We start from the raw sequence: 25,661 nt of genomic DNA, 5'->3' as shown, positions 1-25,661 counted from the left end.
GGACTTCGCTCCTGGTCAGTGGCGGGGGCTGTCGGTGGCGGGGCTACGGGGTGCCGGCGGGGAGCGCACCGGTTCGGTGTGCCCCCGGACGCGCAGCGCGGTTTCCAGCTCGGTGATCCGGTCGAGCAGGTCGCAGACCAGGCCGAGCGCGGAGTAGTTCAGCGGCAGCCCGGCCCGCAGCCGCTGCAGCCGGGCGACGGCGGCGACCTGCGACGGGTCGAACCACAGCGCGCCGTCGACGTCGCGCACGGCCGGGACCAGGCCCAGCGCGACGAACCGCCGCACGAGATCGGGATGCAGGCCGCAGCGCCGGGCGAACTCCTCGTGGCCGACGAGGACGCGGGGCCTCCCCCGGGCCGCCGGGGTCGGGACGGGCAGGTAGTGCACGGTCATCGGCCGCCTCCACTCCCCCGGTCGGCACCGGAACGGCTGCCGGCACCGGGACGGCGCGGATCGAAGGGTGAGACCTCGGCGAGCTCGGAGAACAGCTCGCGCTCCCGGTCGGTGAGGGTCGGCGGCACCATGATCTTGACCTCGGCGAGAAGGTCGCCCGGTCGGCCCCGGGGATCGGGCATGCCCTCCCCTCGCAGCCGCAGCCGGCGTCCCGTGGACGTACCCGGCGGCACGGTGACCTTGGACTCGCCGCCGGGTGTGGCGACCGGCACCGTGGCGCCGAGCGCCCCCTCCCAGGGCGCCAGCCGCAGATCGACCAGGATGTCCTTGCCGCGCACACGGAAGATCGGGTGCGGCAGCAGCCGGACCACCAGGTAGAGGTCCCCCGGCGGGCCGTCGCCCAGCCCCCGGCCGCCTTCCCCGGCCAGCCTGATCCGCTGGCCGTCGGTGACCCCGGGGGGGATGTTCACCGTGTAGGTCCGCGGGCCGTCCGGACCGTTGAGAGTGACCTGCTTGCGCCCGCCGCGGTAGGCCTCCTCCACGGTGAGCGGGAGCTCCGCCTCCTGGTCGGCGCCGGCCACCGGTCCCGCGCGCCCCCGGCCGCGGCCGCCGAAGAACCCGCCCAGCAGGTCCTCGATGTCGACCCCGCCGTAGCCGCCGCCCCCGTAGCCGCCGCCGAAGCCACCGAAGTCGACGTCCCCGCTCGTCCAGGTGCCGCGGCGTGCGCCGCCGGCCCTTCCTCGACCGCCGCCGGCACCGGCCCCGACACGCTGCTCCCAGTCGTCGGGAACCTGCCGGAAGTCCTCGCCGAAGCGGTCGTACTTCTTGCGCGTGTTCGGGTCGGACAGCGCCGAGTAGGCCTCGTTGATCTCCTTGAAGCGCTCCTCCGCCCCCGGGTCCCGGTTGACGTCGGGGTGGTTGGCCCTGGCCAGCCGCCGGTAGGCCTGCTGCAGCTCCTCCTGGCCGGCGTCGCGCGACACCCCGAGGACCTCGTAGTAGTCGCGAGCCATCGGTCAGCTTTCCGGACGCTGCGCCACGGTGACCGCGGCCGGCCGCAGCTGGTGGCCCGGAGCGCCGTAGCCGGGCCGTACGACCGCGACGACCGAGCCCGGGGCCGCCTCGCTGCCGTCGGTCTGCACCACGCCCACCACCTCGTGGCGGGTCGGGTCGAAGGGCACGCCGGCCTCGTCCTCGCGGCGGAACCCCAGTCCCGAGACGACGGCGAGGGCCTGCTCGCGCAGCGAACGGACGCCCTCGATGATCGACCGGGGGTCGGCATCGGCGTGCTCGAGCGCGCGGTCGAGGTTGTCGAGCACGGGCAGGAAGGCCGTCGTCACCATTTCCCGCTCGGCCGAGCGCTCCCGCCCCAGCTCCCGGGCGTACCGCTTGCGCAGGTTGTCCAGATCGGCGAGGGCCCGCCGCCAGCGGTCCTCCAGCTCGGCAGCGTCGGGCCCTTCCATCGTCGCGCCCGCGGGGGACGCGTCCTCCGGTGGAGCCGTGGCCTGCTCCGCCGCTGCCCGGGTCTCGGCATCGGCCGCCGCGCCGGAGGGCTGCTGACCGGAGGTCGTGTTCGGTGCCGGATCCGTCATCGGAGGATCAGCCCCGGTCGAACTCGGCGTCGATCACGTCGTCGTCGGACCCACCGGGCGCGCCGGCGGCCGCTCCGGCGGTCGCCTCGCCGCCCCCGCCGCCGGCCGACACCGCGCTCAGGCCGGCCAGGACCTGCTGGAGCTCGCCGGTCAGGTCACGGATCCGGTCCATCGGCGCCTGGTCCTGCACCGCCTGGCGAGCCTCGGAGACGAGCATCTCGGCCCGGGCGCGCTCGTGCGAGGGCGCCGCGTCCCCGAGCTCGTCGAGGCGGCGTTGCACCTGGTACGCGAGGGTGTCGAGCTGGTTGCGCGCGTCGACCTCCTCGCGCAACTGCTGGTCGGAGGCCCGGTTGCGCTCGGCCTCCTGCACCATCCGCTCGACCTCGGAGGCATCCAGGTTGGTGCTCTCGGAGATGGTGATGCCCTGCTCGGCGCCGGTGCCCTTGTCCCGGGCGGTGATGTTGAGGATGCCGTTGGCGTCGATGTCGGTGATCACCTCGATCTGCGGCTCCCCACGCGCGGCCGGCCGGATGCCGGTGAGCTGGAACCGGCCGAGCACGCGGTTGTCCGCCGCCCGTTCCCGCTCGCCCTGGAGCACCACCACGTCGACGGCGGGCTGGTCGTCCGCGGCCGTCGTGAACGTCTCGGTGCGCCGGACCGGGATCGTCGTGTTGCGGTCGACGAGCCTGGTCATCAGGCCGCCCTGGGTCTCCACTCCCAGGGACAGCGGCGTGACGTCGAGCAGCACGACGTCGGACACGTCGCCCTTGAGCACGCCGGCCTGGATCCCCGCACCGACGGCGACGACCTCGTCGGGGTTGACCGTCATGTTCGGGTCCTTGCCGCCGGTGAGGCGCTTCACCAGCGCCTGCACCGCCGGGATCCGGGTGGACCCGCCGACCAGGATGACCTCGTCGATGTCGTCGGCCGAGACCTTGGCGTCCGACATCGCCTGCCGGACCGGCCCCATCGTCCGCTCGACGAGGTCGTGGGTGAGCTCCTCGAACGTCGCCCGCGTCAGCGTCATCGTCAGGTGCTTGGGCCCGCTCGCGTCCGCGGTGATGAAGGGCAGGTTGATCTGGGTCTGGGTGACCGAGCTCAGCTCGACCTTCGCCCTCTCCGCGGCCTCGGAGAGCCGCTGCAGCGCCTGCGGGTCCTTGCGCAGGTCGATGCCGTGCTCCTTCTGGAACTGGTCGGCCAGGTAGTCGACGATCCGCCGGTCGAAGTCGTCTCCGCCGAGATGGGTGTCACCAGCGGTCGCGCGCACCTCGACCACGCCGTCACCGACGTCGAGGATGCTGACGTCGAAGGTCCCGCCGCCGAGGTCGAACACCAGCACGGTCTCGTGCTGGCGCTTGTCCAGCCCGTAGGCGAGCGCCGCGGCCGTCGGCTCGTTGATGATCCGCAGGACCTCGAGGCCGGCGATCTTCCCGGCGTCCCGGGTGGCCGTCCGCTGGGCGTCATTGAAGTAGGCCGGGACGGTGATGACCGCCTCGGTGACCTTCTCGCCGAGGTTGCGGCCGGCGTCGTCGGCGAGCTTGCGCAGGATCAGCGCGGAGATCTCCTCCGGGGCGTACAGCTTGTCCCGCACCTTGATCCGGGCGTTCCCATGCTCGTCGGGCACGACGTCGTAGGTGACCTGTTTCGCCTCCTCCTCGACCTCCTCGAAGCGGCGGCCGATGAAGCGTTTGACCGAGTAGATCGTGCCCTTGGGGTTCAAGATGGCCTGCCGTTTGGCCAGCTGTCCCACCAGCCGCTCACCGCTCTCGGTGAACGCCACCACCGACGGCGTCGTTCGCGAGCCCTCGGCGTTGGGGACGACCTGCGACTCGCCCCCCTCCCACGCGGCGATGACGGAGTTCGTCGTGCCCAGGTCGATACCCGCTGCACGCGCCATCGCTCAGACCCCCGTTCCCAGCAACCGGGCGGCCTGTTCGGCGACCTCGTCGTCGACGACGATCTCGTAGCGTTGCGGGCGCATCACCGTCACCGACTCGAAGTCGCGACGGCCGCCCTGCAGGGCGTAGATGATGACCCCGATGATCGCGCCCAGCACGGCACCGAAGACCAGGCCGTAGAGGGCGAGCAGCAGGCTGGAGATCAGCGGGTCGGTCCAGTTGAACAACCCGAAGATCCAGCCGATGAGCGCGCCGGGGATCGCGCCGCTCAGTGCGCCGCGCCAGGCGGCGCGGGGGTAGTTCAGCTTCCCGGTGACCTGCTCGATGGTCTGCAGGTCCTGGCCGATGATGGCCACGCGCTCGACCGGGAAGTCCATGTCGGCGAGCCGGTCGACGGCGCGTTCGGCGTCCTCGTACCGGGTGAACGAGGCGATCGCCCGCCGGGCCGACCGGGTCGGGTGACCCGGGCTGCCGGGCGACCACGGGGTGGTGGTGACTCCGCCGGGGGGGCCGACGGTGGAGTCTGCACGCTGTCGCGGCTGTTCTGTCATGAGGTTCTCCGGATCAGACGGCGGACGAGCGGTCGGTCGCCGAGGCGGTCGCCGCCTCCGCCGTGACGGTCGAGCCGGCGCCGCCGGCGTCGCTGGAGGTGGTGGCCCCGGAGCCCAGCGGGATCCGCCGTGGCTTGCTCTTCTCGCTGACCGGGATCGTGAGCGAGAGCACGCCGTTGCTCGTGTCCGCGGTCATGCGGTCGGGGTCCAGGTTGTCGCCGAGGAACAGCTGGCGGGTGAACTCGCCGTAGGGTCGCTCGTCGATGATCACCTCGTCGCCCTCCTGGCGGGCAGGCGTCCGGCGGACCCGCACGGTGACGACATTGCGCTCGACGGTGAGGTCGATGTCGTCCGGTAGGACGCCGGGGACGTCGAGGTAGACCAGCAGCATGTCGCCGCGGCGCAATGCCTCCATGGGCAGGGTGCGGGCGACGCGGGTGCCGGCCGTCAGGGTCTGTTCGGCCAGCCGGTCGAGTTCGCGGAACGGGTCGAATCGCATGAGAGAAGTCACGCCGCACCTCCGGATCGGGATTCACCAACCTGATCCGACCGTCGCAGCGCCGTCGGGGCGGCGCATCGGTCCGACGGGCGCAACCGTGCCCCGGCATTAGGCCTGTCAGGGTGATCCGCGTGCCGTGACCTGGGCCTTCTCGCGCCGGTCCCGGCGGCGGGGCCGGCGGCCCCCGCGCAGCGGCCAGCACCTCCTGCCGCGCGAGAAGCGGCCGGATCGGACGTTCTGCCGATCGACTCGGGGGACGGTGAGCGGTGTCATGAGCTGCGGTCACCGTCCACGTGCACCGTCTTCGTCGCCGCCCTGCCGGCCGGGTCCCTCCCGGCGGGACCGTGCCGGACGGCCGGCTGGTACGTGGAAGGAGGCGGCATCCTACGTCGATGCGCCCGGGAGGGGACGCCGTCATGACGCGACTCGAAGCGTTCCGCGCCTTTCCTCCCGGTGCCGCGGACACCCGGGGAGCCCGCCCACCGGGCTCCCTCCGGGGGCCCGGGGAGCCCCCGGGGGCGCGGTGGCACGCTGGGTTCCTGCCCCCTCGTGCGCACGGAGCGGGAAGCCGGGGAACACCGAATGAGCGGCCATCCGTCGGTGCCGGTGCTGCAGGAGCAGCTGTCCCCCGTGTGCAGCCTGCTCGCGGTGTCGCTGGTGATGTCTGACGGGCGTGGGGAAAGGCAGATCGTCGAGCTGGCCGCCGCCTCGGTCGCCTCGCTCACCTCCTGCCGTCCCCTCGCCAGCTACCTGACCACGGACGGCGAGGGCCTGCGCGCGGCCGACGGCAGCACGCTGAGCTGGCCGGGGCTGGAGGCGCAGCTGGCCGGACTGGGTGGTGTCGACGGGCGGGTGACCGGGAGCGGGTCCGCCTGGGCGCACGCCTTCGCCCTGTGCGGCCCCGACGGCATCGTCGGCCACCTCGTCGTCGCCGCCGACGCCGAGCCCTCGGACGACCAGGTCCACGTGCTGTGCATGCTCGCCCGGCAGGCCGGCTGCGCGCTCACCACCGCGGCGGTCCAGCGCCGGGAGCGGGAGTCGGCGAGCGAGCTGCGCAAGCTCAACGCCCGGCTCGCCGAGGTCAACGAGCGCCTCGGCGCGAGCGTCGCCGACCTGGAGTGGCGCCGCCGGGTGCACGAGACGCTGGCCGCCGCGGCCGCCGCGGGCAGCGGCGAAGCCGGGGTCGCCACCGCCGTGCACCAGCTCACCGGGTTCGGGGTGACGGCCGAGGACGGCTTCGGCAACCTGCTCACCTGGGCCGGCCCCGGCCCGCCGGAGCCCTGTCCCCGACCACCGGCCCGGCACCGGGCCGCGGTGCTCGACCACGCCCGCCGCAGCCCGCGCCCGCTCCGCGACGGGGACCGGCTCGTCGCAGTGGCCCAGCAGCGTGACGAGGTGCTCGGCGTGCTCGCTCTCCTCGATCCCGACCGCCGGGCCGGTGAGCACGAGTTGTTCGCCCTGGAGCACGGCGCCCGGGCGCTGACGATCGAGCTGGCGCACCAGCGCAGCCTGGTGGAGACCGAGCTGCGGCTCCGCCGTGATCTGGTGGACGACCTGCTCACCGGCACCGACGACGAGAGCGCGCTGTCCCGCTCGCAGGCGCTCGGTCACGACCTGCACCGACCGCACCAGGTCCTGGTCGTGCACTGGCCGGGCGCGCCGTCGGAGGACGCGCTGGTCCATGCCGTCGAGAACGCCACGACCCGGGTGCTGCACGCCCGGGTGCTGCTGGCGCACAGGCCGGACGGGGTGGTGCTCGTCCTCCCGTGGCCCGACGAGCGTGGGGACCGACGCCCGTGGGGGCAGCTGTACCGGGTCGTGGCCGAGCGCCTGCGGCCGACGGCGGGCGCGATCGGCGTCGGCGGCGTCTGCCACGCGCCGTCCGAGATCCCGAAGTCCTACGCCGAGGGGCGGCGGGCCCTGCGCGTACGCCTGGGATCGCTGACCCCGGACGGGATCACGGTGGATGCCGACCTCGGCATCTACCGGCTGCTCACCCTCGGGGACGACGACCGCGAGCTGCGGCAGTTCGTCCGCGCGTGGCTCGGCCCGCTGCTCGACTACGACGCCACCAACCGGTCCGACCTGGTCATGACCCTCCTCCAGTACCTCGAGTGCGGGGGGAACTACGACGCCGCGGCCCGGGCCCTTCTCATCCACCGCAGCACCCTTCGGTACCGGCTCCGGCGCATCCGGGAGATCAGCGGCCAGAACCTGGGCTGCGTCGACACCCGGCTCAACCTGCACGTCGCGGCCCGGGCCTGGCAGACCCTCCGCGGCGAACCCTGAACCCCGGACGGGCCGCGGCGGTCGAGCGGCGGGGGCGACGAGACCGGCCGGCGGGAACAGGGTCCCCTGCGGCGGCACCTGCCCTCGTCGATGGCCGCCAGCGAGCGCGGTCGATTGCCCCGCGGCACACCTCGTCGGATGCTGCAGAGAGGGATCCGGCCGGCGGTCCGCCGGACCGGGCGTCGACGGAGACGAGGAGGCACTGCCGTGAGCGAGCGAGTCACCTGGGAGACCTGCCCCGGGTGCGGACATGCCGCCGCCGTCGGCTGGGTCGACCGTGACCCGGTCGAGTTCGACTGCCCGAGGGGGTGTCCGCTGTCCTCCAGGCAGGTGGCAGCTCTGTTCGGCGCACCGTCCGCGCTGCCGGGTGCCGGCGACTGAGCCACGCAGCTCCGTGGGTCAGGACGCTCGCCTGAGGAGGCGCGCGAGCACCTGCTCCTCGTGGCGGTGGCCGATCGTCTCGTAGCCCACGACGGTCACCCACGGCGTCAGGGCGAGGACCGCCAGGCACCACACCACCGCCGTTCCCGTGACCGCCATGGCCAGGGAGGCCGCCACCAGCAGGACCGAGCCGGCCACGAGCAGCAGGTGGAACGGGTCGAACGAGTGCGTGAGCTGGCTGTAGACGCCGAACACCGAGGCGACGTACAGGACGACGGGGACCGCCACCGTGAGCACCGTGGCCCGGGTGTCGAGGACGCTCCGGTGCTCCAGGTGGAGAGCGACGACGTGCAGGCCGGCGCCGACGGCGACCGTGGCGCCGAACAGGACGATGTGGCCGTACCCCCATCCGAAGCTGCGCTCCCGGTGCACCCGCAGGATCTCGCCGCAGGGCAGGACGAAGTAGACCCACCACATGCCGAAGGACAGCGCCGTGCCGGCCAGACCCAGCACGGCGACGTCCACCGACCAGCCCGGACCCTCCGGCCCGATCAGGGCGGCGAGGACGACGGTCGTGCCGAGCAGGACCTCGCCCAGCGCGATGACGACCACCAGCCCGTAGCGCTCCGCGATGTGGCGGGCGTGCCAGGGCGTACCGCCCGTGCGGGTCTCGGCGATCACCGGCCCGGCGAGCTCGACGAGCACGAGCAGCGCCGCCCACAGGAACATCACCCCGATCGACGTCCGGGCCAGCAGCAACCCCATCCAGCCGGCCTGGGCGAGGAGGATCGTGGTGGCGTAGGTGAGGCAGGCGCTGCGCCGGCCGGGATCCTGACGGGCCGCGCGCAGCCACTGGAACACCATCGCGATCCGCATGACGACGTACCCGGCGACCATGACCCCGTTGTCGACGGTGTCGCCCCGGTCGAGGGACGCGAACACCGCCGGCAGGCCCAGCGCGAGGACCAGCACGCCGACCATCTGCACCATCGTGGCCAGCCGGAAGACCCAGTCGTCGGTGTCGTAGGCCGACGCGAACCACGAGAAGTTGATCCACGCCCAGGCGATCGCGAACGTGCTGAACAGGAAGCCGGCCAGGCCGGCTGCGACGTGGCCCTCGGCGAGGGCGTGCGCCAGCTCGTCGGCGGCCGAGCCGAACGCGATGACGAACGTCAGGTCGAACAGGAGCTCCAGCGGCGTGGCTGCGCGGTGCTCCTGGTCCGGGTCGCGCCCGCCCATGCGCAGGCGGTGGTGGACCGGTGAGCCGATCACGTCCGCGCGTGGGGGTCGGTGACGCCGTTCCGTGAGGCGTCGCGGGCGACGTCCCAACCGGCTCGTGCCGCCCCGGCCCGGAACGCGCTGCCGTAGAAGTCCAGCACCGCAGCGCGCGGATCGGCCTCCCGGCGGGCGTCGTCGTAGGTCAGCACCGCCAGGTGACTGCCGTTCCGCTCGGTCCACCGGGCCGCCGGCGGCGCGAGGGGTTCGTCGGCCAGCCCGTCCGGTTCCGGCGCGGTGTAGGAGTAGAACGCCGGCTCGGGGAACGCCTCGTCGCCGAACCAGAAGCCGAAGCTGATGACCTCGCGGGAGTAGGCCTCGCGGGTGACCGGGTCGGTCTCCGGCCCGAGATCGACGTGCCGGTCGGAGAACCGGGTGACCGCGACGTCGAAGGTGTGCCAGAAGTGGTGGACCGGGCTGGTCTTGCCGGCCCAGTCCCCGGCGAACTCCTCCAGGAGCAGGCTGACCCGGCTCAGCGTCTGCCAGTAGCGGGTGACCGCGGCCGGGTCGTAGGTGGCGTGCTCGTGGTCGTCGGCGAACTGCCGGTCGGTGTCGGCGAGGTCGTAGGGATGCGGGAGCGCCGGCCGCGCCCGCACCCCGACGGCGTCGAGCCCCCGCAGCAGCTCGCGGGTGAAGTCGGCGACGGACTTCCCGGGGAGGGGGAAGGCGAAGCGCAGCCCCTCGATCGTGGTCAGGTCGAGCCGGTGGTCGAGGAAGTCGAAGTCGATGGTGAAGATCGGGTCCGCGCCCATCGGGCGGGTGGTGATCCCGCGGCCGGTGACGTGGAAGGGCACGTTCCACCAGTGGTTGCGGCGCGGGGACGCGGCAAGCCGGATCTTGCCGACCAGCTGGGCGAACCGGTGGAGCGTCGCCAGCGTCTCCGCCCAGGAGGGGTAGGGCAGGTCCGGCCAGGCCGCCGCCGTTCGGACGGCGACGTCGGTGGGTGCCTCGTCGGTGGTCATCGCACGTCTCCCGCCGGGCTCGGTTCAGCGGTCCGGGCCCCTGCCCCGCTGCCGATGGTTCCCCTCCCGCCCCCGGAGCGGAAGGCACCCGTGCGGGTCCGCGGCGGCGGCACACCGGAGATCCGCTTGCGGCGGATACCCCCCACCCGTATAGTCCGCCCTGCAGAGCAGTACCCCCAGGGGGTAGACTTGACGGAGAAGACAGGGAGTCCACGTGCCCACCGCCCGCTCCACCGCGTCCGGTATGACCTGCGGCCACTGCGTGTCCGCCGTGACCGTCCTCAGCGACGCGCCGCTCGCCACGCACGCCGTCCGGGCGGCCATCGACGAGGCCGGCCACGAGGCCACGGGCGGCGCGCGATGAGGCTCTCCAGCACGCCGGTGAAGCTCGGCGCCTACGCCGGCGGGCTCGCCGTCGCCTTCGCCGCTGCCTTCACGGTCGGCAGCGCGCTCGACCCGGTCACCGACACCGCCGCGGCCGCTCCGGCCGGCTCGGCCGAGCACGAGGAGACCGACGCGGGCGGGCACGACGACGGCCACGGTGCCGCCGACGCCGCCACGCCCCCGGCCGGGCTGGCCGTCTCCGAGCGCGGCTACACCCTGGCCCCGGCCGCGGGCAGCCTCCCGGCCGGGAGCTCGGTGCCGTTCGCGTTCACCGTCACCGGGCCCGACGGCGCGCCGGTCCAGGAGTTCACCGAGGAGCACGAGAAGGAGCTGCACCTGATCGTCGTCCGCCGGGACCTCGCCGGGTTCCAGCACGTGCACCCGGCCCGCGACGCCGCCGGCACGTGGAGCGTGCCGCTCGACCTCGCGCAGGGGGGCAGCTACCGCGTCTTCGCCGACTTCACCCCGGCCGCCCTCGGCGAGGGCCTGACCCTGGGCACCGACCTGTCCGTCGCCGGCGACTACGCGCCCGAGCCGCTGCCCGCGCCCGCGGCCACCGCGGCCGTGGACGGCTACGAGATCCGCCTCGCGGGCACCCCGGTGGCCGGCCGGGAGTCCGAGCTGACCTTCACCGTCAGCCGGAACGGCCGCGAGGTCACCGACCTGGAGGCCTACCTGGGCGCGTTCGGGCACCTGGTCTCCCTGCGCACCGGCGACCTGGCCTACCTGCACACCCACCCGGCCCAGGAGGCCCACGGTGACGAGACCGGCGGCCCCGCCGTGCAGTTCGCCACGACCTTCCCCACCAACGGCTCCTACCGGCTGTTCCTCGACTTCGCGCACGGCGGCCGCGTCCACACGGCGGAGTTCACCGTGACGGTGGGCGCCCCGGCCGCGCCGGAGCTCCCGGCCTCCGATCCCGCCGCCCACGACGCCATCCCGCACGAGGACTGACCTCCCTCGCCCCCGAGCTGCGCTCGGGCTCCCAGGAACAGGAGAAACTTCCGTGAGTACGCCCACCCCGACGGCCACGCCGGGTTCCGCCACGCCCGTGCAGGGGCGCACCGTCGAGCTCGCCATCGGCGGGATGACCTGCGCCTCCTGCCAGGCGCGGGTGGAGAAGAAGCTCAACCGGATGGACGGCGTGAGCGCGACGGTCAACTACGCCACCGAGAAGGCCAAGGTCACCGTCGCCGACGGCGTCACGGTCGACGACCTCATCGCCACCGTCGAGGCCACCGGCTACACCGCCGCGCTCATCGAGCCGGCACGACCCCGTCCCGAGGCTCGCACCGAGCTTGCGAGGGGTGAGGAGGACGGGGCCCTTCAGCCGCTGCGCCGCCGGCTGGTCACCAGCATCGCGCTGACCGTGCCGGTCATCGCGATGGCCATGGTCCCCGCCCTCCAGTTCGACCACTGGCAGTGGCTGACCCTCACCCTCACCGCGCCGGTGGTGACCTGGGCCGCCTGGCCGTTCCACAAGGCGGCCTGGACCAACCTGCGGCACGGCGCCGCCACCATGGACACCCTCATCTCCCTCGGCGTGCTCGCGGCGTTCGGCTGGTCGCTGTATGCGCTGTTCCTCGGCGGGGCCGGCGTGACCGGGATGACGATGCCGTTCACCCTGCTGCCCTCCCGGGGGCACGGCTCGGCCGAGATCTACCTCGAGGTGGCCGCCGCGGTCACCATGTTCATCCTCGCCGGTCGCTGGTTCGAGGCCCGGGCCAAGCGCCGCTCCGGCGCCGCGCTGCGGGCGCTGATGGAGCTGGGCGCCAAGGACGTCGCCGTGCTGCGCGCCGGGATCGAGACCCGGGTGCCGGTCGAGCAGCTGGCCCTCGGCGACGAGTTCGTCGTCCGCCCGGGCGAGAAGCTCGCGACCGACGGTGTCGTGGTCGCCGGCACCTCCGCGGTCGACGCCTCGCTGCTCACCGGCGAGTCGGTGCCGGTCGAGGTCGGCCCCGGGGACGCCGTCATCGGCGCCACGGTCAACGCCGGCGGCCGGCTGGTCGTGCGGGCCACCCGCGTCGGCTCCGACACCCAGCTGGCCCAGATGGCCCGCCTGGTCGAGGACGCGCAGAACGGCAAGGCGCAGGTGCAGCGGCTGGCCGACCGGGTGTCGGCGGTCTTCGTGCCGATCGTCATCGCCCTCGCCCTGGCCACGCTGGGCTTCTGGCTCGGCAACGGCGCGCCCGCCGAGGTCGCCTTCACCGCCGCGGTCGCCGTGCTGATCATCGCCTGCCCCTGCGCGCTGGGGCTGGCCACGCCGACCGCGCTGATGGTCGGCACCGGCCGCGGCGCCCAGCTGGGCATCCTGATCAAGGGGCCGGAGGTGCTGGAGTCCACCCGCCGGGTCGACACGGTCGTGCTGGACAAGACCGGCACGGTCACCACCGGCCGGATGAGCCTCGTGGACGTGGTCCCGGCCCCCGGGGAGGACGCCGACGAGGTGCTGCGGTTCGCCGGCGCCCTGGAGGACGCCTCCGAGCACCCGATCGCGCAGGCGGTCGCCGCCGGCGCCCGCGAGCGCCTCGGCCCGCTGCCCGCGGTGGAGGGGTTCACCAACGCCGAGGGACGCGGCGTGTCCGGCGTCGTCGAGGGCTGCGCGGTCGTGGTCGGCCGGGGCAGCTGGCTGGCCGAGGAGTGGTCGCTGGCCGCGCCGCAGGCGCTGGTCGCCGCCGTCCGCGCGGCCGAGGAGCAGGGCCGCACGCCGGTGTGGGTGGGCTGGGACGGCGCCGTCCGCGGCGTCGTGGTCGTCGCCGACACCGTCAAGCCCACCTCCGCGGAGGCGATCGCCCGGTTCCGCTCCCTCGGCCTGCGCCCGGTCCTGCTGACCGGCGACAACGCCCGGGCCGCCGCCGCGGTCGCCGCTCAGGTGGGCATCGAGGCGGGCGATGTCATCGCCGAGGTGCTCCCGGCCGAGAAGGTCGAGGTGGTCCGCCGGCTGCAGGCCGAGGGCCGGACCGTGGCGATGGTCGGCGACGGCGTCAACGATGCCGCCGCCCTCGCCCGGGCCGACCTCGGGCTGAGCATGGGCACCGGCTCCGACGTCGCCATCGAGGCCTCCGACCTCACCCTCGTCCGAGGCGACCTGCGCGCCGCGGCCGACGCCATCCGGCTCTCCCGCCGCACGCTGGCCACGATCAAGGGCAACCTGTTCTGGGCCTTCGCCTACAACGTGGCGGCCCTGCCCCTCGCCGCGACGGGGCTGCTCAACCCGATGATCGCCGGCGCCGCGATGGCCTTCTCCTCGGTGTTCGTGGTGAGCAACAGCCTGCGGCTGCGCCGGTTCCGCGCCGCCTGACGCACACGACCGACCGCGGTGGAGCGCACAGCTCCACCGCGGTCGGTCGCGTTCCGGGGTTCCTCAGCGCAGCAGGTGCTCGGGTGCGACGACGTCCAGCCCGTGGGCGGCGGCCACGGCCTCGTTCGTCACCTGCCCGTCGTGGGTGTTGAGGCCCCGGGCGAGGGCGGGGTCGGCCCGGCGCGCGATCTGGCTCAGCGTGAGGTACCGGTGGCGGCCGTCGGAGGCATCGAGCAACGCCAGCGCGCGGGAGGCGACCGAACGCCCGGACCCTCTGCTGGGCTCCGACATGACACCCCCTCCCTCTGCCCGGTGCGGCGCTCGAAGCTACCTCAGCCGAGCTCGCGCACCGAGCTGGCACGGGAGCGCGTACGGGCCGTTTCCTGCGCCGGTAGGTCAGCTCGGCCACGATCCGCTCGCGATGCCGCCGACGGTGACGGAGGCCCGGACAGCGGGCCCGGAGCCGGCGCCGGGCCCCGGTTGCTGCCGGCCGTTCGCGGAACGCAGGTGAGGAGTCCGGTCGCAGGAACGCGACAGAGGCGGCGTCCCCGTAGCCCTGCAGCGGGGACGCCGCCTCTCGCCTCGGTGTGCCCGGTCTCCCCGGGCCGGCGCCCGGGGAGGAGCGGGGTCAGCCCTCGGCGCGCCCCAGGACGGCGGCCAGCGCCGCGCGGAGCCAGTCGTGCGCCTGCTGCGCCGAGGAGGGCGAGGAGAGCTGCCGGGCGGCGACGTGCAGGTCGGGGCGCACGAGCAGCACGCCGCCGTCCTCGATCTCCCGCAACTCGGCCCAGGTGCCGTACGGGTCCTCGATCTCCTGCCCCGGGCCGATGGAGACAGCGGTGATCGTCAACCCGAACTCGTCGCCGAGGGCCCGGGCCGCCTCCAGCCACGCCTCCCCGCCGATGCCGGTCACGACGCTGAACCGGCCCCGGCCGACCAGGTCGAGGGTGGAGGTGCGCACCCCGTGCCGGGTGACCCAGGTGTGCGGGATCTTGGCGCCGGGCCAGGTGGTCGGCTGCGCGTACAGCTCCGGATCGCGCCGGTACTCCGGCATCGGCGTCCCGTCGCCCACGACCGCCGCGGAGGCGTACCGGTGGTTGTGCTCGACGCCGTGGGCGTCGAACTCGTAGGCCTTGTAGGCAATGGCCTCCCGCAGCGCGGCGCGGACCTTCTCCCCCTCCGGCCCCGGCGCCTTGCGCAGCGCCAGCTGCTGCTCGAGCTTGTCGACGTCCGTGGTGTCGGACAGGTCCAGCGCGGTGAGGATCTTCCCGGTGTCCGCGATGCTCTGGTTGGCCCGCTCGACGATCTGGCGGGCGACCGGGGCGCGCTCGGCGTCGTAGGTGTCCAGCAGGGCCGGCGAGGCCGCCCCGGAGACGACGTGCGCCAGCTTCCAGGCCAGGTTGTAGCTGTCCTGGATCGAGGTGTTGGACCCCAGCCCGTTCGTCGGCGGGTGGCGGTGGATCGCGTCGCCGGCGCAGAAGACCCGTCCGCGGGAGATCGTGGTGGCGTAGTGGTGGTTCACCGTCCACGGCGAGCGGGACTTCACGCGCATCTCGAAGTCGTCGGTGCCGACCAGCGCCACGGCGAGCTCCCGCACCACCTCGTCGGTCAGGTCCGGCGGGCCGCCGGCCACCTCGTAGCCCCACATGAGCATCCACTCGTTCCAGGGCTTGATCATGCGCAGCACGCCGAGGCCGACGCCCTCGCGCTCGGCGCCGGGCTGGAGCATCCAGTACAGGACGGAGGGGCGGTGCGCGACGAAGCGCGAGAGGTCGGCTTCGAAGACGATGCTCAGCGCACCGGCCACGGCGCCGGGGCCCTCGAACGGCAGCCCCAGGTCGGCGGCGACCTTGCTGCGGGCGCCGTCGGCCCCGACGAGGTACTTCGACCGGATCGTGTACTCCGCGCCGGTCAAGCGGTCGCGGACGGTGGTCGTGACCCCCTCGTCGTCCTGCACGTGTCCCAGGTACTCGGTGTCGAACCGCACGCGCGCGCCGCGCTCCTGGGCCGCCTGCACGAGGATCGGCTCGGTGATCGTCTGGGGCGCGTCGAGCATGGTGCACGGGCTCTGCAGCTCGTAGTCGGCGTGCCGGACGGTGTCGGTGCCCCACGACGGGATCCGGCCCAGCTCGTCACCGGCCAGGCTCGTGCAGAAGGTCGTGTTACCCATGTACTCCCAGGGCGTCGCCTCGCGCATCAGGCGGTCCTCGATGCCCATGTCGCGCATCGCTTCCATCGTGCGCTGGTTGGTGATGTGCGCCCGGGGGGTGTCGGACAACCGGCCGTACTTCGTCACCAGGACGGTCGACGTGCCGTACGTGGCGAGGAACAGGGCCGCCGAGGCACCGGCCGGGCCGGAGCCCACGACCAGGACGTCGGTGGTGACGGCCGGCTGAGCAGGGGGCGAGGTCTCCGTCGTGGGAGCGGTCATCGACAGCCTCTCTGGGATCGGATTGCGGACAGATGTCCGCGTCACGGTCAGCGTCCATTGGAGTGAGCCGCCCGGGCTGTGTCAAGGGCCACATCGGGGTGGCGCACCGGCCGGTCGCCGATACGGGCTCCCCCGGCGCCGCGCCCCTCGCCGGGACTGCGCCGGACTGTTGCCCGGGCTCCGCGGTGGCGAGGACAGTGGGCGCAGCGGCGGTGCCGCAGGGGCGTCGCCGTCACCTGGAGGGAGGGTGGCATGTACGCCCGAACTGCCACCATGCGGGTCAGGCCCCACACCGTCGACGACTTCGTCGTGCACGTCCGCGACCAGCTCATGCCGGCGGTCACGCGGCTGGCGGGCTGCGTCGGCCTCTCGGTCCTGGTCGACCCCCACACCGGCCGCTGCATCGCGACCACCGCCTGGGAGACCGAGGAGGCGATGTACGCCGGCACCGAGCAGGACCGCACCGCCTGGGATCTCGCCGCCCAGAAGTTCGGCGTCGTCCCCGAGGTGCACGAGTGGGAGATCGCCGTGCTGCACCGGGCGCAGCAGGTCGGGGACGGCGCCTGCGCGCGGGTGACCTGGACCCGCACCGACCCCGGCAACCTCGACCGTGTCGTCGCCGCCTACCGGGAGAGCCTCATGCCCTGGTGGGAGCAGACGCCCGGGTTCTGCAGCAACAGTTTCCTCATCGACCGGCGGGAGGGACGCTGCGCCTCGGCCGTCGTGTTCGACAGCCGCGAGGCGATGGCAGACACCCGCGACCAGTTCACGACGCTGCGGCAGGAGTTCACGCAGCGGATGGGGATGGAGATCCTCGAGGTCGCGGAGTTCGACCTCGCCCTCGCCCACCTCCGGGTGCCCGAGACCGTCTGATCAGCGGCCCCCCGGCCCGCCGTCGGCTGGAGAGGTGTCACGGGCCGCCCGCCCGGGGGAAGCGGGCGGCCCGCACATCACTACTCTGACGGCCCGGCAGGCCGGCACCCACCCCCAGAGCGGGGGTGCTCAGGCCGCCAGACCTGGGGCCCGAGGTCCCCGCCCTGCAGCGCCAGGCGGCCCGATCAGGCGGGCACCTGGGGAACGACGTCGGGGACGAGGTGCTGGCTCTCCTTGGGCGGCCGGAGGTAGTCGTCACGCGCCGGCGGCCGGAGCGGCAGCTTCGGTGGCGCCTCCGGGGTGAGGTCCTCGTAGGGCACCTGGCCGAGCAGGTGGGTGATCACGTTCAGCCGGGCGCGCTTCTTGACATCGGCCTCGACCACCCACCACGGCGCCTGAGGGATGTCCGTGGCGGCGAACATGACGTCCTTGGCGCGGGAGAAGTCGACCCAGCGGTTGCGCGCCTCGAGGTCCATGGGGCTGAGCTTCCAGCGCCTGGTCGGGTCCTTCAGCCGCGCCTGGAACCGCTTCTCCTGCTCGGTGTCGCTGACGGAGAACCAGTACTTGATCAGCGTGATGCCGCTGCGGACGAGCATCCGCTCGAACTCCGGGCAGGAGCGCAGGAACTCCTCGTACTCCTGCTCGGTGCAGAAGCCCATGACCCACTCCACGCCGGCGCGGTTGTACCAGGAGCGGTCGAACAGGACCATCTCACCGCGGGCGGGCAGGTGGGCGACGTAGCGCTGGAAGTACCACTGGGCCCGCTCGCGCTCGGTCGGTGCGGCGAGCGCGACGACGTGGGCGGCGCGGGGGTTGAGCGTCTCCGTGATGCGCTGGATCGCTCCACCCTTGCCCGCGGCGTCGCGGCCCTCGAAGATCACGACCACCCGCAGCCCCTGGGCGCGGATGTACTCCTGCTGCTTGACCAGCTCCACCTGCAACCGCGCCAGCTCCTGCTCGTAGTACTTGGTGCTGACCTTCGCGACCGCCTGCGGGGCTTCCTCGACGGACGGCTGGGCCGGAGCAGTCCTCATGACGGCAGCATCGTCCGCCGGTCCCTGCGCATCAACGGGTTACGGCCTCGTTCCGGAGGCCGCAGGGCACCGACGGCGCCCCGTCCCATGCGGACCCCGCACCGCGGAGGCCGGCCCGCGCCCACGACGACGACGGCGACCTCCCCGCGCACTACTTACCCAAGGGTGAGTACAGCACTTGCAAGTGCCCACTCTCCGATGGGAAGTGACCGGGTCACGGTCTGGTTGCTGGTCGTGGACCGCGGCTCGCCGCGGCCGAACTGGTCAGACCGAGCAGCCCCAGAAGGAGCACAGCACATGCCGATCATCGTCACCGGCGCCACCGGACACCTGGGCCGACTGGCCGTCGAGGCCCTGCTGGACCGAGGGGTCCCGGCCGAGCAGATCATCGCCACCGGACGGCGCACCGAGACCCTCGCCGACCTGGCCGAGCGCGGCGTCGTGGTCCGGCGCGCGGACTTCGACGACCCGGCCTCGCTGCGCGAGGCATTCACGGGGGCGGAGAAGCTGCTGCTGGTCTCCGGCAGCGAGGTGGGCCAGCGCCCCCGGCAGCACGGCAACGCGATCGACGCCGCGAAGGCCGCCGGCGTGCAGTTCATCGCCTACACCAGCATCGCCCACGCCGACACCTCCACGCTGCTGCTGGCCGAGGACCACCGGGCCACCGAGCGGCTGCTGGCCGAGGCGGGCGTGCCTCACGCACTGCTGCGCAACGGCTGGTACCTGGAGAACTACACCGGGCAGCTGCCGGTGTACCTCGAGCACGGCATCGCCGGCGCGGCCGGCACCGGCAAGGTGAGCGCCGCGACCCGCGCCGACTACGCCGAGGCCGCCGCGGCAGTGCTCACCGGCGAGGGGCACGCCGGTGCCGTCTACGAGCTGGGCGGCGAGCCGTTCACCATGACCGAGCTCGCCGAGATCGTCTCGGCGGCCACCGGCCGGACGGTGACCTACACCGACCTGCCGCTCGAGCAGTACCAGGCGGTCCTGGTCGGCGCGGGTCTGCCCGAGCCCGTCGCGGCGGTGTTCGCCGACGGCGACCGCGGTGTCGCGGCCGGCGAGCTGTTCGTCGAGAGCCAGGACCTGGCGACGCTCATCGGCCGCACGCCGACGTCCCCGGCCGACGCCGTGGCCGCCGCCGTGGCGGGCCTGCGCGGCTGATCCGCCCGGCCGGCCCGGCACCTGCGCCGGGCCGGCCGCTCCCGGTGGCCACCGGGACCTGCGGGAACGGACGGCAGTCAGTTCCTGTTGGGAAGTGGCAGCCTGTCCGGGAACCGATGAGGAGATCGTGATGCCCGAGCCGATGCCGCCGTTCGACCCGTACGTCGCGGCGTGCCCGAGCCGCCAGGCGCTGGACCGGATCGGGGACCGCTGGACGATCCTCGTCGTCGGCGCCCTCGCCGCCGGCCCCCGGCGCTTCACCGAGCTCGCCCGGCGGATCGAGGGTGTCAGCCAGAAGATGCTCACCCAGACCCTGCGCGGCCTGGAGCGGGACGGCCTGGTCACCCGCACGGTCCACGCCACCGTGCCGCCGCGGGTCGACTACGAGCTGACCGCGCTCGGGCGGACGCTGCGCGCCCCGATCGCGGCCCTGGAGCAGTGGGCGCTCGACCACATGGCCGACGTCCTCGCCGCGCGCGAGGCCTACGACGCCCGGCGCGCACAGCCCGTCGCCTGACCCCTCCCCCGACGTCAGGGCGCCGCGGTGGGCGGCCAGCCGCCGTCGGGATCGATGGCCTGCCCGATGCGGCGGCTGATCTCGCGCAGCTGCCGGGCCTGGGCCTGGGTCAGCGGGTCGAAGACGAGCCGGCGCACCTCCTCCACGTGGCCGGGCGCAGTCTGCTCGACCTTCTCCCTGCCGGCCTCGGTGAGGACGGCCAGGGTGTACCGGCCGTCGTCCGGGTCCGGACGGCGCTCCACCCACCCGCGCTTCTCGAGCCGGTCGACCACCCGCGAGAGGCGGGACAACGAGCCGTTGGAGAACGCCGCCAGCTCGCTCATCCGCAGGGTGCCCCCGGGCGACATCGACAGGCCCGCCAGCACCTGGTACTCGAAGTGCGTGATCCCGGCGTCGCGCTGGAGCTGGGCATCCAGCGCGGAGGGCAGCCACATCAGCACACCGCCCAGCGCGAGCCACGCCTGCATCTCCTCCTCGGTCAGCCAGCGCGGCTCGGCAGGTTTCTCCATGCCCCCAACCTATCCAGGACGCACGACGGCAAATTACTTGACGGCTCAAGTAATACCTCGCTAGGTTACTTGACGTATCAAGTCATCGGAGAGGGATGGGCCCCATGAACGTCGTCCTGTGGATCATCGCCGGAGTGCTCGCCGCCGCCTTCCTGAGCGCCGGGCTGATGAAGCTCGGGCAACCGAAGAAGAAGCTCGCCGACTCCGGCATGGGCTGGGTGGAGGACTTCTCCCCCGGCGCGGTCAAGGCCATCGGCGCGCTGGAGGTGCTGGCGGCGATCGGGCTGATCCTGCCGGCGGCGCTGGGCATCGCCCCGGTCCTCGTGCCCCTCGCGGCGACCGGCCTGGTGCTGCTCATGCTGGGTGCCGCGGTGGTCCACGCCCGCCGCGGGGAGTCGCAGATGATCGTCGTCAACGTGGTGCTGCTGGTCCTCGCGGCCGTCGTCGCCTGGGGCCGGTTCGGACCGTACGCGTTCTGACCCGCGCACCGCGATGTCCTCCTTCCTGCACCCCGCCGTCCCCGCCGGAGCCTTCGACGAGTTCCTGCGGGAGACGGCGCCGGCCGGTCGCGACCGGCGCACCTGGACGCCCGAGGACGGCCGCATGCCTGCGCTGTACCTCAGCCACGGTGCGCCGCCGGTCTTCGATGACCCGCACTGGATGAACCAGCTCTTCGGCTGGGCGCAGTCGATGCCCAGGCCGCGGGCGATCCTCATCGTCAGCGCGCACTGGGAGTCCGCGCCGCTGGCGCTCAGCGCGCCGGCCGCCGGCACGCCGCTGGTCTACGACTTCGGCGGCTTCCACCGCCGGTACTACGAGATGACGTACGAGACCCCGGACGCCACCGCGCTGGCGCAGCGGGTGGCCGCGGCGATGCCCGCGACCGAACCCGTGCACGCCTCCGCCCGGCGCGGCCTCGACCACGGCGCCTGGGTCCCGCTCAAGGTGATGTACCCCTACGCCGATGTGCCGGTGCTCCAGATGAGCCTTCCCACGCACGAGCCCGCCCGCCTGCTCGACCTCGGCCGGCGGCTGCGCCCGCTGCGTGACGAGGGGGTGCTCGTGATCGGCTCGGGCTTCATGACGCACGGGCTGCCGTTCGTCACCCGCGACATGCTCGAGCACAACGTCGTCCCCGGGTGGTCCGGCGAGTTCGACGCCTGGGTCGCCGAGGCGCTCGCCCGGGGCGACCTCGACACCCTCGCCGACTTCCGCCGTGCCCCGGGCATGCCCTACGCCCATCCGACGGTCGAGCACTTCACTCCGCTGTTCGTCACCCTCGGTGCTGCCACGGACCCGACGGCCGCGCCGACCACGGTCATCGACGACTTCCAGATCGGCATGGCCAAGCGGTCGTTCGAGGTCGCCTGACAGTGACGACGCGTCCGGTCCCGCCGCAGCCGGATGCCCACCCGTCCTGACCGGTGCTCGGCGGGGCCGGCCCTGCGCTAGAACGAGGCCATGGAGACATGGGACGCCGTTCGGGCGCGCCGCAACGTGCGCGAGTACACCGACCAGCCCATCCCCCGCGAGGACCTCGAGCGCATCCTCGAGGCGGGACGGCGGTCACCGTCGTCGCAGAACTGGCAGCCGTGGGACTTCGTGGCCGTGACCGACCGCGACCAGCTCGTCGAGCTGGCGAAGGTCTGGCCGCAGGGCGGCCGGCACATCGCCCGCTCGGCGGCGACGATCGCCCTCGTCGGCCGGCAGCAGGAGGACCAGCGGCAGCGCGAGACGATGCTGTACGACTTCGGCCAGGCGACGATGAACATGATGCTGACCGCGACCGACCTCGGCATCGGATCCGGTCACTCGGCGGTGGTCGACCAGGAGCAGGCGCAGCGCGTGCTGGGGTTCCCCGACGGCTACCTGGCCGTCTACCTGATCGGCCTGGGTTATCCGGCCGATCGGCCCCTGCGGCCGATCGCCAGGCCGAACCGCCGGCCCTTCGAGGAGGTCGTGCACTGGGGCCGCTGGTAGGGCGACGGGGCGGCGCTGAGGGCGGGTGGGCCCGGTCCGGCCGGGCCCACCCGCCGTGCCGTCACGTGGGGCTGTCCGACGGCCTGGGCTCGGTCAGGGAGCGCCCAGCAGGGTGCGGATCTCCTCGGCCTGCTCCTCCGGGACCGGCGTCGGCCGGACGAAGTCCTCGGCCTCGGGGGCGTATGGGGAGATGTCACCGGTCTGCTCGTTGAGGTAGGTGTTGCCCTCCTCCGAGAGGACGAAGTTGGCGAACAGGCGGGCGGCGTTCGAGCACTCGCTGCCGGCGGTGAGGCCCAGAGCGATCTGCGGCCCGGTCGTCGGGGACAGCTGGACCGCGTCGACCGGCGCGTTGGCGGCCTGCAGGCTCCGCACGATCGCGGTGACCCCGGGGAAGCCGAGCGACCCCTCGCCGGCCGCGACGCCCTGAGTGGCAGGGACGGCGCTGTTGTACCAGCTGGGCTGGTTGGCGGCGACGGCCTCCAGGAAGTCGTCCCCGTAGGTCTCCCGCATGAGCGTCCAGAACGCCACGTTCGCCGGGGACGACGTCGGCTCGGCGAACAGCAGCTCGCCCTGGTAGGCCGGGTCCGCGTAGTCCTCCCACGACGAGGGCGGCTCGGACACCAGCCCGGTGTTGTAGACCATGGTGGTCGGGACCAGCTGGACCAGCGGCGTCGCGCCGTCGTCGGCGGTGTAGTCCGCGGGGAAGCCCTCCGGGTAGCTGGGCAGCTCGGCCTCGCTCACCGGGGTCAGCCAACCGTTGGCGTACGCCTGCTCGTAGAACGGAGAGTGGGTCAGCAGGATGACGTCGGCTGCCACCGCGCCCGCCTCCGCCTCGGAGGAGTAGCGCTGCTGCAGGTCGGCGGAGACCAGTCGGACGAACGACACCGGGATGTCGTACTGCGCGGTGAACTCGTCGGTCACGGCCTGCAGTGCCGCCTCGTCCGGGACGCCGTAGAGCGTCAGGCAGTTCTCCTCCTGGGCGGCGGCGATGAGCTCGTCGAGCTCCGCCGAGCTCTCCAGCGTGGGAGCGGCGGGCTCCTCGGCGGAGGCGTCGTCCTCGCCCCCGCCGCACGCGGCCAGGACGAGGGTGAGGGCGAGTCCCATCCCGAGGGCCTCGTAACGGGTACGTCTGGTGGGCATGTTCCTGCTCTCTCGGTCGTCCGCGGCACTGCCGCGGGTGGGTGGTGCGAGGGCCGGACGGCGTCCGGGGGCCGTGCTGGGGTGGTGCCGGCGGGTCACGGCCGGCTGGGTAGGAGTCGTCGTTCGATGAAGTCGCAGACCGCCCGCTCCAGCCGCGTCCCGCCGTCCCCGCGCGGATCGGCGTTGTTGGCGCGGACCTCGAGGACGGGGATGCCGGCGGCCTCGAGCGCTCGGGTGGTGAACCAACTGCCCGGCACGTCGTCGGCGACCAGGTGCACGACGCCGTCGACGCCGTGGCTCAGGGCCTCCTTGACGTACCACTCGGTGCTCCACGGCGGCGTGTACAGCTGGTCGGTCAGGCCGGCGAATCGGGCGGCCAGCGTGCGGATCGGGTCGGTTCCGTAGCGGGCGTAACCGTCGGCGGCGATGGCCAGGTACATCGACCAGACGAAGACCGCGCCGTAGCGCTCCTGGAAGCGCCGGTAGAGGCCCAGGTCGTACCAGAGGCCCCGGCCCAGCCACATGAGCCGCAGCCGCTCCCCCGGCGCCACCGCGGCGCCGCGGTCGACCAGGTCGGCGACCTCCTCGTAGAGCCGGCGCGCCGCGTCACGTGCCCACGGCGTCCCGCGGTGCCACTGCGGGATCATCACGCTGGGGATCGTGTCGCCGACCGCCACGGGGGTCGGCCGGGCCGCGGCGATCAGGTCGCGGGTGCGCCGGTTCCACTCGGCCTGCTCGTTGACCAGGTCCATGACCTCGGCGAGCCGGTCGAGGTCCAGCCGGCGGCCGGTGCGCTCCTCGAGGAACGCCGCCAGGCCCTCGATCTCCGACGAGAGCAGGTCCAGCCGCTCGGGTCCGAACGCCTCCTCCCAGCGGTGCGGGACCAGCTCCCACCAGCGGCTCGGCGCCTCGACGGCGGAGGAACGCTCGATCGGGTAGAAACTCGTGCCGTCCAGCTCGTCCCAGAGGTCGAAGACCTTGCGCGCGGCATCGCCGCTGGTCTCGGCGACGACGACGGTCGGCCGGGGCAGGCCACCCCACGGGGCCTCGTCCTCGGCCAGGAAGTGGGAGCCGAGCGAGATCGCGTCGTACTGGCGGCTGTAGTCCGGGTACCCGCGGTCGCGCAGCACCTGGAGGCTCGCGTCCGCCCGCTGCCGGGCCGAGACCACCGAGGCCCACCACTGGTTGACCACGTACGGGATGCCCATGGCCCGGAGGACCTCCTGCGGGGCATCGGCGTTGACCAGCGCGAGCGGTTCCCCTGCCGCCACGCGGGCGCGGATGCCGGCGAACCACTCGCGCTGGTATGCCGTCGCGGCCAGCGCCGACTCCAGGCGGGTCATGCCCGTGCTCCCGAGAGGACCGGCTCGCAGGTCGCGGAGCCCAGCGCCGAACGGAGGTCCGTCGCGAGGACCCGGTACGGCTGGCGCGCCAGGAGCGCGCTCGGCACCCCGTCGGCTGCCACTGCCGCCCGCTGGGCCGGGAAGTCCCAGGCCGGCGCCTCGTCGTGCTCGCGGACGACGCCCAGCAGGACCTCCGCGGCACTGCGACGCACCTGCTCGGCGGTCCACGCCGCTCGCCGGGGCAGCGACGCGGTCGCCGCAGCCGGGCCGCGGTCACGGTAGGCCCGTGCGAGCGCCCCGAGGTCGGCGCCGCCGACGTCGGCGGAGAGTGCGAGGTCCCCCCAGTCGGTGTCCTCCCCGACGACGAGACAGCCGAGCGCCGCCTCCAGGGCGACGTACACCTCGTCGTGGTCCTGGGCGCTGCCGGTGAGGTAGACCCGCCGGCCCTGCGGCAGCGCGGGCAGCGCTCCGGCGCCGTCCACCAGGCGGCGGAGCAGGGGGAGGCTCACATCCGTCGGAAGGGCGGCTGCAGCACCGAGGACGCGCAGCACCCGGGTGCCGGTGAGGACCGGCCGGGGGCCGCGCCGGAGGTCGCTGACCTCCCGCAGGAGATGCCGCAGTTCCGCCACCGCGGCCACCGAGGCGGTGAGGCCGGCGGTCACCGGCTGCCCGGTCCACGAGCCGAGCACGTCGGCCAGCCGGCCCAGCCGCACCTCGTCGTACCGTGCCGTGGGCTCGGTCGGGAGGTGCAGCAGGTCGAGCAGGTGGAGCGGTGGGATCGCCCGGTGCGGTTCCAGCCGGCGAAGCTCCCGCAGCGCGTAGAACAGCTGGAGGGATGCCTGCGAGTCGCGGGAGACCACCAGGCCGTCGAGGAAGGTCAGCGACCCGCCGAGCACCTGCGTCAGCACCGAGTGGGCGACCGGGTCGAGCGAGGCGCCCAGGACCTCCTGCGCCTCCGCGCTGAGCACGTCGGGGTGCCCGTGCAGCCGGTAGGCCACGGCGCCGGCGGCCTCCACCAGCTCCACCGGGACGTCCGCACCGACCACCCCGATGACGCGGCGCCCCTGCTCGGCCAGGGCCCGAACGGTCCCGGGGCGGGAGGAGTAGACCTGCTCCAGCCGGTCCAGCGCGGCAGCCGCTGTCGTCACGTCCAC

Annotated in this window: 26 protein-coding genes; 11 read left to right on the top strand and 15 right to left on the bottom strand. The window is 73.6% G+C overall.

Annotated elements, in window-relative coordinates:
• Positions 1–15 precede the first annotated feature (15 nt).
• Genes BMZ50_RS03505 through BMZ50_RS03480 form a run of 6 tightly spaced genes read right to left on the bottom strand, consistent with a single transcriptional unit; the run spans position 16 to position 4,942 of the window.
• Positions 16–393: a chaperone modulator CbpM gene (locus BMZ50_RS03505; RefSeq protein WP_091321323.1), complete on the bottom strand. Its 378-nt coding sequence runs from the start codon at positions 391–393 to the stop codon at positions 16–18.
• A complete protein-coding gene (locus BMZ50_RS03500) occupies positions 390–1,403 on the bottom strand; it encodes a DnaJ C-terminal domain-containing protein (protein WP_091321321.1) in 1,014 nt (337 codons plus the stop codon). Before BMZ50_RS03500 ends, BMZ50_RS03505 begins: the two co-directional genes overlap by 4 nt.
• A 3-nt stretch (positions 1,404–1,406) precedes the next feature.
• The gene (locus tag BMZ50_RS03495; RefSeq protein ID WP_091321319.1) at positions 1,407–1,982 is read right to left on the bottom strand and encodes a nucleotide exchange factor GrpE; all 576 of its coding nucleotides are present in this window, start codon (positions 1,980–1,982) and stop codon (positions 1,407–1,409) included.
• 7 nt (positions 1,983–1,989) lie between these two features.
• Complete coding sequence (gene dnaK, locus BMZ50_RS03490) at positions 1,990–3,879, bottom strand: molecular chaperone DnaK (RefSeq protein ID WP_091321317.1); 1,890 nt, start codon at positions 3,877–3,879, stop codon at positions 1,990–1,992.
• Positions 3,880–3,882: 3 nt separating this feature from the next.
• The gene (locus BMZ50_RS03485; RefSeq protein ID WP_091321315.1) at positions 3,883–4,431 is read right to left on the bottom strand and encodes a YflT domain-containing protein; all 549 of its coding nucleotides are present in this window, start codon (positions 4,429–4,431) and stop codon (positions 3,883–3,885) included.
• Between the two features lie 13 nt (positions 4,432–4,444).
• Positions 4,445–4,942, bottom strand: coding sequence for an Hsp20/alpha crystallin family protein (locus BMZ50_RS03480; protein ID WP_245753320.1), 498 nt, complete (start codon positions 4,940–4,942; stop codon positions 4,445–4,447).
• A gap of 570 nt (positions 4,943–5,512) precedes the next feature.
• Here BMZ50_RS03480 and BMZ50_RS03475 point away from each other — a divergent pair.
• Both BMZ50_RS03475 and BMZ50_RS23985 read left to right on the top strand, forming a co-directional pair.
• The gene (locus tag BMZ50_RS03475) at positions 5,513–7,219 is read left to right on the top strand and encodes a PucR family transcriptional regulator (protein WP_218146077.1); all 1,707 of its coding nucleotides are present in this window, start codon (positions 5,513–5,515) and stop codon (positions 7,217–7,219) included.
• Positions 7,220–7,426: 207 nt separating this feature from the next.
• Positions 7,427–7,600: a hypothetical protein gene (locus BMZ50_RS23985; RefSeq protein WP_177212622.1), complete on the top strand. Its 174-nt coding sequence runs from the start codon at positions 7,427–7,429 to the stop codon at positions 7,598–7,600.
• A gap of 18 nt (positions 7,601–7,618) precedes the next feature.
• On the opposite strand, the gene BMZ50_RS03470 is transcribed toward BMZ50_RS23985, so the two are convergent.
• Entirely contained in the window at positions 7,619–8,839 is a 1,221-nt protein-coding gene (locus BMZ50_RS03470) for a low temperature requirement protein A (RefSeq protein ID WP_091321898.1), read from the bottom strand.
• 29 nt (positions 8,840–8,868) lie between these two features.
• Positions 8,869–9,837, bottom strand: a complete 969-nt coding sequence (locus BMZ50_RS03465) for a DUF5996 family protein (protein ID WP_091321310.1) — start codon at positions 9,835–9,837, stop codon at positions 8,869–8,871.
• Positions 9,838–10,051: 214 nt separating this feature from the next.
• Between BMZ50_RS03465 and BMZ50_RS23980 the strand changes: the two genes are divergently transcribed.
• From BMZ50_RS23980 to BMZ50_RS03455, 3 genes are read left to right on the top strand one after another with little or no spacing between them, the layout of a single operon-like run.
• Entirely contained in the window at positions 10,052–10,201 is a 150-nt protein-coding gene (locus tag BMZ50_RS23980) for a hypothetical protein (protein ID WP_177212621.1), read from the top strand.
• A complete protein-coding gene (locus BMZ50_RS03460) occupies positions 10,198–11,175 on the top strand; it encodes a hypothetical protein (protein ID WP_091321308.1) in 978 nt (325 codons plus the stop codon). The genes BMZ50_RS23980 and BMZ50_RS03460 overlap by 4 nt, the downstream gene beginning before the upstream one ends.
• A gap of 52 nt (positions 11,176–11,227) precedes the next feature.
• On the top strand, positions 11,228–13,522 hold the full coding sequence (locus tag BMZ50_RS03455; RefSeq protein WP_281245387.1) for a heavy metal translocating P-type ATPase: 2,295 nt from the start codon (positions 11,228–11,230) through the stop codon (positions 13,520–13,522).
• A gap of 63 nt (positions 13,523–13,585) precedes the next feature.
• Here the strand turns inward: BMZ50_RS03455 and BMZ50_RS24475 are convergent, their stop codons facing one another.
• Both BMZ50_RS24475 and BMZ50_RS03445 read right to left on the bottom strand, forming a co-directional pair.
• Positions 13,586–13,813: a hypothetical protein gene (locus BMZ50_RS24475; protein WP_091321306.1), complete on the bottom strand. Its 228-nt coding sequence runs from the start codon at positions 13,811–13,813 to the stop codon at positions 13,586–13,588.
• 337 nt (positions 13,814–14,150) lie between these two features.
• Positions 14,151–15,950 (bottom strand): FAD-dependent oxidoreductase, encoded by a 1,800-nt coding sequence (locus BMZ50_RS03445; RefSeq protein WP_091321304.1) that lies wholly within the window; start codon positions 15,948–15,950, stop codon positions 14,151–14,153.
• A gap of 252 nt (positions 15,951–16,202) precedes the next feature.
• Between BMZ50_RS03445 and BMZ50_RS03440 the strand changes: the two genes are divergently transcribed.
• The gene (locus BMZ50_RS03440; protein ID WP_091321302.1) at positions 16,203–16,823 is read left to right on the top strand and encodes an antibiotic biosynthesis monooxygenase; all 621 of its coding nucleotides are present in this window, start codon (positions 16,203–16,205) and stop codon (positions 16,821–16,823) included.
• A 185-nt stretch (positions 16,824–17,008) separates the two neighbouring features.
• Here the strand turns inward: BMZ50_RS03440 and ppk2 are convergent, their stop codons facing one another.
• Positions 17,009–17,857, bottom strand: a complete 849-nt coding sequence (gene ppk2, locus BMZ50_RS03435; RefSeq protein WP_091321300.1) for a polyphosphate kinase 2 — start codon at positions 17,855–17,857, stop codon at positions 17,009–17,011.
• Positions 17,858–18,154: 297 nt separating this feature from the next.
• Here ppk2 and BMZ50_RS03430 point away from each other — a divergent pair, with 297 nt between their 5' ends.
• Positions 18,155–19,018, top strand: coding sequence for an SDR family oxidoreductase (locus tag BMZ50_RS03430; protein WP_091321298.1), 864 nt, complete (start codon positions 18,155–18,157; stop codon positions 19,016–19,018).
• A 130-nt stretch (positions 19,019–19,148) separates the two neighbouring features.
• The gene (locus BMZ50_RS03425) at positions 19,149–19,535 is read left to right on the top strand and encodes a winged helix-turn-helix transcriptional regulator (RefSeq protein WP_218146076.1); all 387 of its coding nucleotides are present in this window, start codon (positions 19,149–19,151) and stop codon (positions 19,533–19,535) included.
• 14 nt (positions 19,536–19,549) lie between these two features.
• Here BMZ50_RS03425 and BMZ50_RS03420 read toward each other — a convergent pair whose 3' ends face one another.
• The gene (locus tag BMZ50_RS03420) at positions 19,550–20,044 is read right to left on the bottom strand and encodes a MarR family winged helix-turn-helix transcriptional regulator (protein ID WP_091321296.1); all 495 of its coding nucleotides are present in this window, start codon (positions 20,042–20,044) and stop codon (positions 19,550–19,552) included.
• Positions 20,045–20,148: 104 nt separating this feature from the next.
• Between BMZ50_RS03420 and BMZ50_RS03415 the strand changes: the two genes are divergently transcribed.
• The 3 genes from BMZ50_RS03415 to BMZ50_RS03405 all read left to right on the top strand — a co-directional run bounded on the left by BMZ50_RS03415 (position 20,149) and on the right by BMZ50_RS03405 (position 22,024).
• Positions 20,149–20,523 carry a DoxX family protein gene (locus BMZ50_RS03415; RefSeq protein ID WP_091321294.1) on the top strand — a complete coding sequence of 125 codons (375 nt, stop codon included), beginning with the start codon at positions 20,149–20,151 and terminating at the stop codon, positions 20,521–20,523.
• Positions 20,524–20,536: 13 nt separating this feature from the next.
• Positions 20,537–21,415, top strand: coding sequence for a dioxygenase family protein (locus tag BMZ50_RS03410; protein WP_091321291.1), 879 nt, complete (start codon positions 20,537–20,539; stop codon positions 21,413–21,415).
• Between the two features lie 90 nt (positions 21,416–21,505).
• Complete coding sequence (locus BMZ50_RS03405; RefSeq protein ID WP_091321290.1) at positions 21,506–22,024, top strand: nitroreductase family protein; 519 nt, start codon at positions 21,506–21,508, stop codon at positions 22,022–22,024.
• Positions 22,025–22,117: 93 nt separating this feature from the next.
• On the opposite strand, the gene BMZ50_RS03400 is transcribed toward BMZ50_RS03405, so the two are convergent.
• The 3 genes from BMZ50_RS03400 to BMZ50_RS03390 all read right to left on the bottom strand — a co-directional run bounded on the left by BMZ50_RS03400 (position 22,118) and on the right by BMZ50_RS03390 (position 25,661).
• Positions 22,118–23,164, bottom strand: coding sequence for an ABC transporter substrate-binding protein (locus BMZ50_RS03400; RefSeq protein WP_091321288.1), 1,047 nt, complete (start codon positions 23,162–23,164; stop codon positions 22,118–22,120).
• A gap of 95 nt (positions 23,165–23,259) precedes the next feature.
• Positions 23,260–24,507, bottom strand: a complete 1,248-nt coding sequence (locus BMZ50_RS03395) for a 2-hydroxyacyl-CoA dehydratase family protein (protein ID WP_091321286.1) — start codon at positions 24,505–24,507, stop codon at positions 23,260–23,262.
• A complete protein-coding gene (locus BMZ50_RS03390; protein WP_218146075.1) occupies positions 24,504–25,661 on the bottom strand; it encodes a 2-hydroxyacyl-CoA dehydratase family protein in 1,158 nt (385 codons plus the stop codon). Before BMZ50_RS03390 ends, BMZ50_RS03395 begins: the two co-directional genes overlap by 4 nt.

Origin of the sequence: Geodermatophilus ruber, from assembly GCF_900114385.1 — a bacterium.
Taxonomy (GTDB): Bacteria; Actinomycetota; Actinomycetes; order Mycobacteriales; family Geodermatophilaceae; genus Geodermatophilus; species Geodermatophilus ruber.
The sequence above is the reverse complement of the archived record's forward strand: the minus strand, read 5'-3'. Positions and strand labels throughout refer to the sequence as shown.

Excerpts from the sequence above, each read along its gene's own strand:
- BMZ50_RS03410 (WP_091321291.1), top strand. The coding sequence starts at position 20,537 with ATGTCCTCCTTCCTGCACCCCGCCGTCCCCGCCGGAGCCTTCGACGAG.
- BMZ50_RS03430 (WP_091321298.1), top strand. The coding sequence starts at position 18,155 with ATGCCGATCATCGTCACCGGCGCCACCGGACACCTGGGCCGACTGGCC.
- BMZ50_RS03460 (WP_091321308.1), top strand. The coding sequence starts at position 10,198 with ATGAGGCTCTCCAGCACGCCGGTGAAGCTCGGCGCCTACGCCGGCGGG.
- BMZ50_RS03445 (WP_091321304.1), bottom strand. The coding sequence starts at position 15,950 with ATGACCGCTCCCACGACGGAGACCTCGCCCCCTGCTCAGCCGGCCGTC.
- BMZ50_RS24475 (WP_091321306.1), bottom strand. The coding sequence starts at position 13,813 with ATGTCGGAGCCCAGCAGAGGGTCCGGGCGTTCGGTCGCCTCCCGCGCG.
- BMZ50_RS03500 (WP_091321321.1), bottom strand. The coding sequence starts at position 1,403 with ATGGCTCGCGACTACTACGAGGTCCTCGGGGTGTCGCGCGACGCCGGC.
- BMZ50_RS03405 (WP_091321290.1), top strand. The coding sequence starts at position 21,506 with ATGGAGACATGGGACGCCGTTCGGGCGCGCCGCAACGTGCGCGAGTAC.
- BMZ50_RS03420 (WP_091321296.1), bottom strand. The coding sequence starts at position 20,044 with ATGGAGAAACCTGCCGAGCCGCGCTGGCTGACCGAGGAGGAGATGCAG.
- BMZ50_RS03425 (WP_218146076.1), top strand. The coding sequence starts at position 19,149 with ATGCCCGAGCCGATGCCGCCGTTCGACCCGTACGTCGCGGCGTGCCCG.
- BMZ50_RS03395 (WP_091321286.1), bottom strand. The coding sequence starts at position 24,507 with ATGACCCGCCTGGAGTCGGCGCTGGCCGCGACGGCATACCAGCGCGAG.
- BMZ50_RS03505 (WP_091321323.1), bottom strand. The coding sequence starts at position 393 with ATGACCGTGCACTACCTGCCCGTCCCGACCCCGGCGGCCCGGGGGAGG.
- BMZ50_RS03470 (WP_091321898.1), bottom strand. The coding sequence starts at position 8,839 with ATGGGCGGGCGCGACCCGGACCAGGAGCACCGCGCAGCCACGCCGCTG.
- BMZ50_RS03485 (WP_091321315.1), bottom strand. The coding sequence starts at position 4,431 with ATGACAGAACAGCCGCGACAGCGTGCAGACTCCACCGTCGGCCCCCCC.
- BMZ50_RS03440 (WP_091321302.1), top strand. The coding sequence starts at position 16,203 with ATGTACGCCCGAACTGCCACCATGCGGGTCAGGCCCCACACCGTCGAC.
- BMZ50_RS03415 (WP_091321294.1), top strand. The coding sequence starts at position 20,149 with ATGAACGTCGTCCTGTGGATCATCGCCGGAGTGCTCGCCGCCGCCTTC.
- dnaK (WP_091321317.1), bottom strand. The coding sequence starts at position 3,879 with ATGGCGCGTGCAGCGGGTATCGACCTGGGCACGACGAACTCCGTCATC.
- BMZ50_RS03465 (WP_091321310.1), bottom strand. The coding sequence starts at position 9,837 with ATGACCACCGACGAGGCACCCACCGACGTCGCCGTCCGAACGGCGGCG.
- BMZ50_RS03475 (WP_218146077.1), top strand. The coding sequence starts at position 5,513 with ATGAGCGGCCATCCGTCGGTGCCGGTGCTGCAGGAGCAGCTGTCCCCC.
- BMZ50_RS03400 (WP_091321288.1), bottom strand. The coding sequence starts at position 23,164 with ATGCCCACCAGACGTACCCGTTACGAGGCCCTCGGGATGGGACTCGCC.
- ppk2 (WP_091321300.1), bottom strand. The coding sequence starts at position 17,857 with ATGAGGACTGCTCCGGCCCAGCCGTCCGTCGAGGAAGCCCCGCAGGCG.
- BMZ50_RS03495 (WP_091321319.1), bottom strand. The coding sequence starts at position 1,982 with ATGACGGATCCGGCACCGAACACGACCTCCGGTCAGCAGCCCTCCGGC.